This window comes from Vibrio sp. R-1, assembly GCF_035615595.1.
Lineage (GTDB): Bacteria > Pseudomonadota > Gammaproteobacteria > Enterobacterales > Vibrionaceae > Vibrio > Vibrio cholerae.
Map to the genome: position 1 here is coordinate 1 of NZ_WPDC01000137.1, position 5,237 is coordinate 5,237.

The 5,237-nt window shown below is 45.6% G+C and carries 5 protein-coding genes; 3 read left to right on the forward strand and 2 right to left on the reverse strand.

Annotation, left to right across the window (positions count from 1 at the left end; translation table 11 throughout):
• Positions 1–207 precede the first annotated feature (207 nt).
• Positions 208–1,131: a type I pantothenate kinase gene (gene coaA / locus GOU96_RS16705; RefSeq protein ID WP_217425300.1), complete on the forward strand. Its 924-nt coding sequence runs from the start codon at positions 208–210 to the stop codon at positions 1,129–1,131.
• 49 nt (positions 1,132–1,180) lie between these two features.
• On the opposite strand, the gene birA is transcribed toward coaA, so the two are convergent.
• Entirely contained in the window at positions 1,181–2,143 is a 963-nt protein-coding gene (gene birA, locus GOU96_RS16710) for a bifunctional biotin--[acetyl-CoA-carboxylase] ligase/biotin operon repressor BirA (RefSeq protein WP_000658158.1), read from the reverse strand.
• A complete protein-coding gene (gene murB, locus GOU96_RS16715) occupies positions 2,140–3,213 on the reverse strand; it encodes a UDP-N-acetylmuramate dehydrogenase (protein ID WP_113629364.1) in 1,074 nt (357 codons plus the stop codon). The genes birA and murB overlap by 4 nt, the downstream gene beginning before the upstream one ends.
• Before the next feature lie 36 nt (positions 3,214–3,249).
• On the opposite strand from murB, the gene GOU96_RS16720 reads away from it, so the two are divergent.
• Together GOU96_RS16720 and pssA are read left to right on the forward strand one after the other, a co-directional pair.
• Positions 3,250–3,672 (forward strand): GNAT family N-acetyltransferase, encoded by a 423-nt coding sequence (locus GOU96_RS16720; RefSeq protein ID WP_174500499.1) that lies wholly within the window; start codon positions 3,250–3,252, stop codon positions 3,670–3,672.
• A gap of 94 nt (positions 3,673–3,766) precedes the next feature.
• On the forward strand, positions 3,767–5,107 hold the full coding sequence (gene pssA / locus GOU96_RS16725) for a CDP-diacylglycerol--serine O-phosphatidyltransferase (RefSeq protein WP_000561723.1): 1,341 nt from the start codon (positions 3,767–3,769) through the stop codon (positions 5,105–5,107).
• Positions 5,108–5,237: the final 130 nt, after the last annotated feature.

Here is a 5,237-nt window from a genome sequence, read left to right on the forward strand (position 1 = left end):
TAAGTGGTGCGCATTCTAGTGAATGATCTTGGGGGTTGCAACCCTTATCTTGAAAAAAAACTCAATTTTCAAAGGATTTTGCTTGTTCGTTGTTTTTTCAGTCAAATTAGAGCGCAATCGCTAATTCTCGCATCTTTCTATTTTGTTTTATCTTGTGCTTATTGTATTTTCGCTTTCCTTATTCTCAACCGCATGATTGAACCGATTATGAGCCCTTATTTAACCTTTGATCGCCAACACTGGGCCCAATTGCGCAATTCAGTACCTATGACACTCTCTGAAAGCGATCTAAAAGAGTTACAGGGCATCAATGACCATTTATCGATGACCGAAGCGGTTGAAATCTATCTTCCCCTCGCTCGTCTACTGAATTTGTATGTGGCTGCGCGTCAAAGTCGTAATGGTGTGTTGCATCAGTTTTTGGGTAATACCGAATCAGCCCCCCCTTTTGTGATTGGCATAGCGGGCAGCGTTGCAGTCGGTAAAAGTACAACGGCTCGCTTACTGAAAGCTCTCTTATCACGTTGGGAGAATCATCCGAAGGTCGAACTGATCACCACAGACGGCTTTTTATACCCCAATAAGGTACTGACTGAACGTGGCATTATGCATAAGAAGGGCTTTCCTGAATCTTATGATATTCGCCGTTTGGTGGAATTTGTTTCTGAGGTTAAAGCTGGCCAGCCCAATGTGGCCGCCCCCGTTTATTCACATCTCACTTATGATATTACCGATGAAATGAAAGTGGTCGACCGCCCGGATGTGCTGATCATTGAAGGCTTAAATGTACTGCAAAGTGGTATGGACTACCCTCATGACCCACACCGCGTGTTTATCTCTGATTTCCTGGATTTTTCGATTTATGTTGATGCCGATAGTCAACTGATAGAAAAGTGGTATATCGAGCGCTTTATGAAATTTCGCCAGGGTGCATTTAAAAAGCCCGGCTCCTATTTCAGCCATTACACTGCACTCACTGAAGCCCAAGCTGAACAGAAGGCGCGTTCCATTTGGGAAACCATCAACGGTAAAAATCTGGTTGAGAATATCTTGCCGACCAAAGGTCGTGCACATTTGATTTTACGCAAAGGGCTTCACCATACGGTAGAAGAAGTCCTGCTCCGTAAATAGTGCTCAAGAAAAAGAGGCTGGCGCCTCTTTATTTGGTTTTAAATCTGCTCTAATCATTTTTACGTAGGGATATCTCACCACCAATAAAACTTTTCAACCCCTCTTCGGTTTCTAATAATACGCCGCCGTGTTCATCAATCCCGCGCTCAATACCGCGCACCTCATTCGCCCCCATCAGCAGTTTAACTGGGCGACCGATGAAGTTATCCCAACGATTCCAACGCTCAACAAAGTTTTGCATACCTGAAATTTCATACTGGCGTAAGGTGCGATCTAGCGCAGCAATCAGATTAATCGCTAAAGCATTACGATCAATCCGGCTTTGGCCAGTCACTTCTGCAAGACTTATCCAAGGCTGATCGATATTGCCCTCGTTATCGCGCATAGCAAGGTTGATCCCCATACCGATCACTAAATGTGCTGCCGCACCAGCTTGACCAGACATTTCGACTAAAATGCCCGCCAACTTTTTATCTTGATAATAGAGATCGTTTGGCCATTTGAGTTTAACGCCATCCACTCCCATGGCTTCCAGCGCTTCAACAATGGCCACACCCACGACTAAACTCAGCCCCATCGCGGCTGCCATACCGGCATCTAAACGCCAATAGATCGAGAGATAAAGATTAGCGCCAAATGGAGATACCCAATGCCGACCACGCCGGCCACGACCACTGGCTTGATATTCTGCTAAACAGACCGTTCCCGATACCAGCGTCTCAACATGATCGAGCAGATATTGATTGGTCGAGCCAATAATCGGATGCAGCTCGACAGGATTATTCACTTGCGATTGGATTACCGATTGATCGAGCAACGTCATCGCTTGAGCAAGTTGATACCCTTTACCCTGCACACGAAACACATCCACACCCCAGTCGCGGATGCCCTGAATATGCTTACTGATGGCTGCTCGCGAGATCCCAAGCTGAGCACCTAACACTTCACCGGAGTGAAAATCGCCATCGGCTAACTGTTTGAGTATGGCTAGTTTAGCGCTGTGTTCTTTCATGCTTGTTCACTCATCCATTGCTTTAAATTGGTTTCTTCACTTTCGCCAATAAATCGCACTTCATGTTCAAGTTCAATGCCATAGCAGTTGAACACGCGCTGCTGAATATCAGCCGCCAGCATGAGTACATCATGCGCACTCGCGTCACCCGTATTAACGATCACCAGAGCTTGTTTAGGGTGAACTTTCGCTCCTCCGATTTGGTGACCTTTCAAACCCGCTTGATCAATCAACCATCCGGCCGCCACCTTGACCCCTTTTTCAGCCGGATATGCCACCACATCGGGATGCTCAATTTGCAGTCGAGCAAAGGCTTGCTGACTGATCACAGGGTTTTTAAAGAAACTGCCCGCATTCCCCATCACAGCAGGATCAGGCAGTTTTTCCATTCGCGTAGCACAGACTCTCTGATACACATCATGAATAGCACAGTCCGAGGACAAATCTTTCAGTGGGCCGTATTGGATAATCGGCTGCCAAGCTTTAGCGAATTTTAACCCTACCGCAGTCACGACTGCTTTTTGATAAAGCTGATGTTTGAAAATGGAGTCACGGTACCCAAATTGACACTCTTCCACCGTCAAACGCTTCACTGTGCCAGTCTCTAGGCATAAGTACTCGACGTAATCACAAACATCTTTAAACTCAACGCCATATGCGCCAATATTTTGGATTGGTGCAGAGCCAGCACAACCAGGGATCAAAGCAAGATTCTCTAAACCGCCGATCCCCTGCTCCACACACCAACTTACGAGTGAAGGCCAATCTTCACCACCGGCCACATGCAGCCGATGGTAATCATCATCTTGTTGATGCTCTATACCATTGAGGCGGTTAACCACTACCATACCTGTATAGTGACAAGTAAAAAGCATATTACTGCCTTTGCCTATAATAAGCTTAGGTAGGCTAGCCCATTCAGTAGAGCAATAGAGCGCCTTAAGATCGTCAATCGATTCCGCCACGACCAATTGAGCAGCAGACTGTTCAATACCAAAGGTGTGGTAGGGTTTGAGGTTCGCACCGAGTTGAATTTGCATGGTCGTCTTTGGATAACTTAAACTGGCCATATTCTACCTCAGATGGCCGACAAGCACGAAAGACCAATGTTAGAGTTTCAGCAATTTGCCCCCATTAAGCTCCCGCTTATCAAACGTTTTTATAAAAACCACTATCCAGGGAGCAAACCCAAAAGTGATGAGCAGGTGATTGTTGCTCTCAAGGATCGTGAGATCGTGGGCGTGGTACGTTTTCGTATGATTGGTCAATATCGCCTACTGACTGGCATGGCAGTGGAAGCCCAGAGCCGTCAACAAGGGATTGGCAAGCAACTGCTCGACTACTGCCAAAAGCAATGGCTCAATCCAGCAACCTTTTGTTTTGCTTATACCCATCTCGAACATTTCTATCAGCAAGGCCATTTTATTCAAATTGCACCTCATGCTTTACCCGCCGAGCTCCATATACTCTTTGAGCGTTACTCGAGATCTGGTAAGGATCTCATTCCGATGCAATATCAAGCGAAGTAATGTCAAGAATGGTCGCCATTTCTAGCCTTTTCTTAACCAGTTTTGGTAATATCCACTGCTCGCAATTTTGCACACAACAAGGTAATGCATCCCAATGATTGCTCGAAGAAACCCAATCGAACAACTACCAGCGATTGCGCAAGATCCTGACAAATTTGGCGTACTGCTCTCGGCTGCAGAATTTCGAACTCATTTGGTTGAATCGATTCGTCAGGCACGCAAACGTATCTACCTCGTTGCACTTTATTTAGAAAATGACGATGCTGGCCGTGAAATTCTTACTGAACTCTATGCCGCCAAGCAGCGTAACCCAGGACTCGAGATACATATTTGTGTTGACTGGCACCGTGCTCAGCGTGGCTTGATCGGTGCAGCAGAATCCGAAGGCAATGCAGCCATGTATCGTGACTTTGCTCAGCAACATGAGCACTGTATTCCTGTTTATGGCATACCGGTTAGAGGCAGGGAAGTCTTTGGCGTTCTGCATCTAAAAGGCTTCATTATTGATGATCAAGTTATCTACAGCGGTGCGAGCCTCAATAATGTCTATCTCCAATTTCATGGCCGCTACCGTTTTGATCGCTACCATACCTTAGAAAATGCTGAACTTGCCGACAGCATGGTGCATTTTATCCAACAAGAAATGCTGGCTCACCCGGCTGTCAATAACCTCGCTTGTGGTAGCAAACCCACCACAAAAGAGATTAAGTCTGATATCCGCCAATTCCGAGCTTCACTTGCTCAAGCCAATTACCAATTTGCTAAACAGAAAGTGAATGAAGGTCAAGTCGCTGTCACACCCTTGGTTGGACTCGGTCGACGCAGAAATCGGTTGAACCAAAGCATTATCCAATTGTTAGCCTCTGCTAAAGATGAAGTGTTTATCTGCACGCCATACTTTAATTTCCCGCCGAGCATCGCTAAAGAGGTGAAAAAAGCACTGCGACGTGGCGTGAAAGTGCATATTGTGATTGGCGATAAAACCGCGAATGATTTCTACATTGCACCAGAAGAGCCATTCAAGACTATCGGTGGCTTACCTTACTTGTATGAACTTAATCTGCGCCGCTTTGCGAAAGCCAATGAAGCTCATATTGCAAGCCGCAAGCTCTCAATCCACCTCTGGAAGCATGAAAATCACAGCTTTCATCTCAAGGGAATTTGGGTGGATAAACGTTATATGCTCATTACAGGTAATAACCTCAATCCACGCGCTTGGAAGCTCGACCTCGAAAATGCAATTTTAATTCGTGATGATTACCATCACCTCACTACCAAATTTGAAGCTGAAATTGACAATATTCTGCAGCATACTCAGCTCATCTGCACTTATAAGCAAATTGAAAAACCCGAGCACTACCCAGAAAAGGTACAACGCTTAGTACGCCGAATCATGCGTCTAAAAGCCGATCGTGTCCTCAAACAAATTTTATAATCAAATCTTACACTACCAGCCGATGCATCCGCATCGGCTTTTTTATTGCTCGATATAGCCATCCGAAACGACTATGCACTGACAGAAGCTTTATTGAAAAATTCCGATGGATAAACGCAAAAAGACAAAA